This is a genomic window from Chrysiogenia bacterium, assembly GCA_020434085.1.
Classification (GTDB): Bacteria; JAGRBM01; JAGRBM01; order JAGRBM01; family JAGRBM01; genus JAGRBM01.
The window spans coordinates 1-5642 of record JAGRBM010000622.1; the positions used below are offsets into that span (position 1 = coordinate 1).

Annotated in this window: 5 protein-coding genes; all 5 read left to right on the forward strand. The window is 62.0% G+C overall.

The annotated features are described in order from the left end of the window. The first annotated feature begins 303 nt into the window (after positions 1 to 303). The 5 genes from KDH09_20060 (at position 304) to KDH09_20080 (ending at position 5575) form a co-directional block, all read left to right on the forward strand. On the forward strand, positions 304 to 1221 hold the full coding sequence (locus KDH09_20060; protein MCB0222003.1) for a hypothetical protein: 918 nt from the start codon (positions 304 to 306) through the stop codon (positions 1219 to 1221). Positions 1222 to 1361: 140 nt separating this feature from the next. Beyond that, positions 1362 to 2288: a hypothetical protein gene (locus KDH09_20065; protein MCB0222004.1), complete on the forward strand. Its 927-nt coding sequence runs from the start codon at positions 1362 to 1364 to the stop codon at positions 2286 to 2288. 144 nt (positions 2289 to 2432) lie between these two features. Beyond that, positions 2433 to 3359: a hypothetical protein gene (locus tag KDH09_20070; GenBank protein MCB0222005.1), complete on the forward strand. Its 927-nt coding sequence runs from the start codon at positions 2433 to 2435 to the stop codon at positions 3357 to 3359. 190 nt (positions 3360 to 3549) lie between these two features. Then, a complete protein-coding gene (locus KDH09_20075) occupies positions 3550 to 4482 on the forward strand; it encodes a hypothetical protein (GenBank protein ID MCB0222006.1) in 933 nt (310 codons plus the stop codon). Between the two features lie 163 nt (positions 4483 to 4645). After that, the gene (locus KDH09_20080; protein ID MCB0222007.1) at positions 4646 to 5575 is read left to right on the forward strand and encodes a hypothetical protein; all 930 of its coding nucleotides are present in this window, start codon (positions 4646 to 4648) and stop codon (positions 5573 to 5575) included. Positions 5576 to 5642 lie beyond the last annotated feature (67 nt).

Below are 5642 nucleotides of genomic sequence, written 5' to 3' on the forward strand. Positions count from 1 at the left end.
ACGAGCTACCTGACGCTCGGCGTCTTCGCGCTCGTCAATGCCGCGCTCATCCGCGTGAAATCCAGTGGTGCTGCACCTGCCGGCGTGCGCGTCTTCCCGTTATGGGTGCCCTGGTGCGGGCTCGGTGTGATTGTGGCATTTGTTGCGTACAGTGGGATCGCCATGGTGAATTTCTAGTCCAAATTCGATATGTCATGTGCGCGTGCAGGGCAAGCAGTGTGAGCTGGCGCACTTCCCGGCCGGGTTCCAGGCCGCTAGAATGTTGCGCATCCGAAATTATTCAAGTCGAAGGGGACTGAGTTCATGAAATCATTTTTTGTAGCATTGTTTTCCTGCCTGCTGGTTGCGGGCGTGTTTGCCGGTTGTAGCAGCGATACGGCCGGCCTTCCGGGCATCTCCGTGGGCGTGGCCGATCCGGCCTTCAGCGGCGCGGACCTGGCAGCTTCGGTTGAATCCGACTGCTCCGCCTGCGACGGCGGCCTCGACAACGAGGGCCTGGCCGGCGCGGGCAGCGACGACGCCGAGGCGCTCATGGACCTGATCATGCTCTGGGATTACCCGTGGCTGAACGGTGACGATGTTACCAGCATGGATACCTTTGATGACGTGATTGCGACCCTGGGCGCGGACCCGGTGATGCTGACCTTCAACATCACCCGCGTGACCAACTGCAACAGCACCGGCACCACCGGCTCGGCCGCGGGCGATTCCAGCGGCGGCACGATTGTTGAGACCTACATCATTACCAGCATGTTCGACGAGAACGGTTACATTGAGGGCAGCGATGACGATGAAACCCGCATCATTGCCTTCAACAACTGCCTGATCGAGGGCAACCTGCTGGGCCAGCCCGTGCCCGTCGGCGATGCGATCACGCACGAAACAGCGATTCGTCTCAATGGCGGCCACGTCACGCGCGAGCACAACCCGAACATGGAAACGGTGAGCGATCCCTACACCACGATGACTGATGGCCTGGTGATACTCAGCACCGACGGCAATGGTGATGGCACCTTCGGCAACGAGTTCTGGACCAACCGGGTGAACCTCGACATCAACGCCGAGTATGACGGTGACACCAGCTTCGCCAACGGCGGTGTCTGTGCCGGTGAGCAGGTGGATCTCGGTAACGACGACGAGGATGACTCGGACGACAACTGCGCCGAAACCACCGACATGAACGACGATGCCTGGTTCCCGGCCGGGAATTTCGTCTTCTAGAAACTGCCTGGAGTGTCGCAGACACAGGCTGGGCCCCCGGAGCGGGGGCCCGGCTTTTTTGTGGGCCGGCCTGAGAAATGGTAAAGCAGCGGGGGCCGCCGGACTGCGCGGCACCCAAGGACCCGACGGAGGAGACGATGATGAAGAAAGTTCTTGTAACGGCACTCGCGTGCCTGTTTGTAACCACTGCGGTAGCCGGTTGTAGCGACGACGCCGCCGGACTTCCGGGCATCTCGACCGGCACGGCGCCGGCTTCTTTCAGCGGCGCGAGCCTGGCCTCTCTGGTCGAGGGCTTCTGCGGCACTTCCTGCGACGGCGACCTGGCCGACCAGGGCCTCCCTGCTTTCGAGAGCGACAACGATCGCACCGCGCTCTTCGAACTGGTCATGCTCGGATGGAGCGGCTGGCTCGACGGTGAGGACGTCGGCGATACCGACACCTACATGAACGTGATCGACACCCTGGGTGAGGATCCGGTCGAACTCACCTTCAACATCACCCGCACCACCAACTGCAACTCGACCGACACCATGGGCGAGGGCCTTGGCGACGCTACGGACGGCACTATCAGCGAGACTTTCATCGTGACCGGTATGTTCGATTCCAGTGGCGACGTCACCGGCTCCGACTGGGATTACACACGCATTGTGGGCTTCAACAACTGCCTGATCAGCGGCGACCTGCTCAACGAAGTGATGGCGGGCTCGGTCAAGGGCATGGGGGACGGCAGCGCCATCCGGCTCAATGGCGGCTGGGTCATGCGCGAGCACGATCCCGACACGGCGTCGATGGCCAATCCCTACCACGCTGAACTCGCCGGCAAAGTGCTGCTCTCGGGTGATCAGAACGGCGACGGCACCTTCGACGATCCGTTCTGGACCCACGTCGTCAACCTCGATGCCGAGGTCGAATACGACGGCTCGGACAGTTGGGAAAACGGCGGCGGCTGCGCCGGCGAGGCCGTCAGCCTCGATGGCGACGACATGGACAATGAGGGCGACAACTGCGCCGCCGACACCGATTCCAAAACCGACGCATGGTTCTCGGCCGGCTGGTTCTTCTTCTAGGCAAGCAATCTGCGGTTCGATTCCAGGCCGGGCCCCGCATGGGGCCCGGCTTTTTTGTGGGCGGAGACAAACCATTCGGCATTCTGCTTGTCGGGCGGCTAGACTCTACGGCACCCGAAGACGGGATAGAGGAGACAGGACATCATGAAGAAGATTCTGGTGACGGCACTCTCGTGCCTTTTTGTAACCATTTCGGTGGCCGGCTGCAGCGACGACGCGACCGCGCTTCTGCCGGGCATTCACGTGCCCCTGGATGCGCCCGAATACAGTGCGCAGACGGTGACGGATAACGTCGAGATGAGCTGCGGCGATTTCTGCGATGGTGATCTCGCCAACGAAGGCCTGGTCGCCGAGGCCCCCGACAACGATGATTATGCGCTCAATCGCCTGGTATTTCTCTGGGGGGCGAACTGGCTCTGGGACGACTCAATCACGCCTACCGATACCTACGCGGACGCGATTGCGGACCTGGCCGAGCCGACCGAGCTCACCTTCAACATGACGCAGATGATCAACTGCAACTCAACCGGGACCACCGGCGAGGCTGCCGGTGATGCGACGGCTGGACGGATCATCGAAACCCTGATCTGGACCGCAACCCATGATGATGGCGGCGTGGTCGAAGGAAGCAGCAACGACTACACCTGGATCCTGACTTTTGCCAACTGCACCCTCTCGGGCAACCTGCTCAGCCAGGCCGCGCCCATGGGCGTGACCCTCACCGATGAATCTGCGGTGCGCCTCAACGGCGGGTACGTCTGGCGTGAACTCCGCGGCAACCCGGCGAGCGTGAGCAACCCTGACATCTACGATGTTGAGGGCCAGGTAACCCTCACGACGGACGGTGATGGCGACGGTACTTTCGGCAACGAGTTCTGGACCCACGTGGTCAATGTCGATGCGCACCTGGTGTGGGATGGCTCGGACTGGGAGCCCAATGGCGGCGCCTGTGCCGGCGAGGCGGTGGACTTCGACGAGGACGATACCACCTCCAGTGGTGACAGCTGCGCCGACGACACCGACATGGTCAACGACGCGTTCTTCCAGGCCGACGGCTGGTTCTGGGAATAAGCCTGAACCCGCAAATGACTCATCAGGCCGGGTCCCCGAAGCGGGGGCCCGGCTTTTTTGTGCCCGGAGTGTGCCCTGCCGGGCGCCGCCCCGGAGTAATCAGCCGGGCCCCTTTCCCATTCCCGGCCCGGACGGATAGAATGCGGCCCATTCTGGCGGCGGAGCAAGAGGAGCAAGAGGAGCAAGCGCGATGAAAGCATATCTTGTGGCGGCACTGACGTGCCTGACGGTAATGGGGTCCATGGCGGCCTGCAGCGACGACGTGAGCGCACTGCTGCCGGGCATCTCGGTGGGCGAGAGCCCGGTCGAATACAGCGGCGCGGAGATCGCGGCAAATGCGGAGATGATCTGCAGCGGCGGCTGCGACGGGGTGCTCGAGGATCCCACCGCTTCGGCGTCGAAGGCCGTGACCTATCCCGACAACGATGCACTGCGGGAAATGGTGCTGTTTTTCGGCGTGTCGTGGCTGTATTTCAACGAGATCGAAGACACCGATACCTACATGGACAAGATCGCCGGTCTTGAAGAAGAAACCGAGCTGACCTTCAACACCACCCGCACGACCAACTGCAATGCCACCGGCACCGAGGGCGGCGGCCTGGGCGATGCAAGCGACGGTGTGATCGTGGAGACCTTTGTGGGAACCCGTACCTACGACAGCATGGGAGTAGTGGAGGGCACCGACCGCGAGTACTGGCGCACCTTTACCTTCGTCAACTGCCTGATCGCGGGTGACCTGCTGGACGAAATGGGCGCAGGCGTCGGTAATGGCAGCGCCATTCGTCTCAACGGCACCCTCCGCCTGCACAGCCGCTCGCCCGCGGAAGCCTCCCCGAGTGATCCCTTTCTCGACGAGTCGCACGGTCAGATCTTCCTTTCTACGGACCAGGACGACGACGGCACTTTCGGCAGGGAGTTCTGGACCCATGTGGTGAACATCAACGCCCTCAAGAGCTATGATGGCGAGACATCTGGTTACAACGGCGGGATGTGTGCCGGCGAGGCCGTCAAGTTCGGCACCGGTGAAGGTGCGGACCAGACCGAAGAGGACGACGGCTGCGCAGCGGATACCGACGGCGCTGACGATGCCTTCTGGCCGGCAAGCCAGGTCGCCGGTTGTTAGACCGGTTCGTTGGGTTTCCAATAGAAAAATGGATACGGCCGGGCGCCCCTGGGGCGCCCGGTTTTTTAGGTAGTTGGAGCAACGGGTGGGGCTCGTTTCTTCTCGCGTTGGGAGAAGCTAGACTGGTGCCCGTTTCCAACCATGCAAACGAGGAGCAAATGCGATGAAAGCGTATCTTGTGGTGGCACTGGCGTGTCTGACAGTCATGGGCTCGATGGCGGCCTGCAGCGACGACGTGACCGCACTTCTGCCGGGCATTTCGGTGGGGGCAAGCGATCCCTCCTATAGCGGGGTGACCCTGGCCGAGGGGGCCGAGTCGGACTGCAGCGGTTCGTGCGACGGCGAACTCGACGATTTCGGTTTGCCAGCAGACGTACCCAGTGAGGATGCGACTGCACTGCTCAACCTGGTTCGTCTGTGGAGTACCATGTGGCTGGGCGATGGTGACATCCAGGCGTCCGACAAATATCTGGATACAATCGCCGACTTGGAAGAGGCGACCGAATTGACCTTCAATACCACCCGCACGGTCAACTGCAATGCCACCGGCACCGAGGGGAGCGCCCTGGGCGATGCAAGCGACGGGGTGATCGTGGAAACCTTCGTGGTGACCCGTGAATACGACGACATGGGGGCGGTCATGGGGAGCGACTACGAGTACTGGCGTACCGTTACGTTCATCAACTGTCTGATTGAAGGCGACCTGCTCGACGAAGTGATGGCCGGTTCGGTCAAAGGTGTCGGCAATGGCAGCGCCGTGCGCCTCAACGGCAGCCATCGGCGACACTACCGGCAACCCTCCATGTTCATGGAGGGGGACCCTTTCATCCATGAATGGCGCGGCAATGTAATTCTCTCGACGGACCGGGACGATGACGGCACCTTCGGGCGCGAATTCTGGACCCACGTGGTCAACATCGATGCCTACTACTCCTACGATGGGGAGACTGAGATCGTCAACGGCGGCGTGTGCGCGGGCGAGGCCATCGACTTCGGCGAAGACGATGTGACCGCAACCGGTGACAACTGCGTCGAGGATACCGACATGAATGAAGACGCCTGGTTCCAGGCAACCTACGTGGTCGGGCCGTAAGGGCGCGGCCAAGCAAACTCGCGCGAGCACAAGCCGGGCCCCCTTCGCTGCAGAAGGGGGCCCGGCT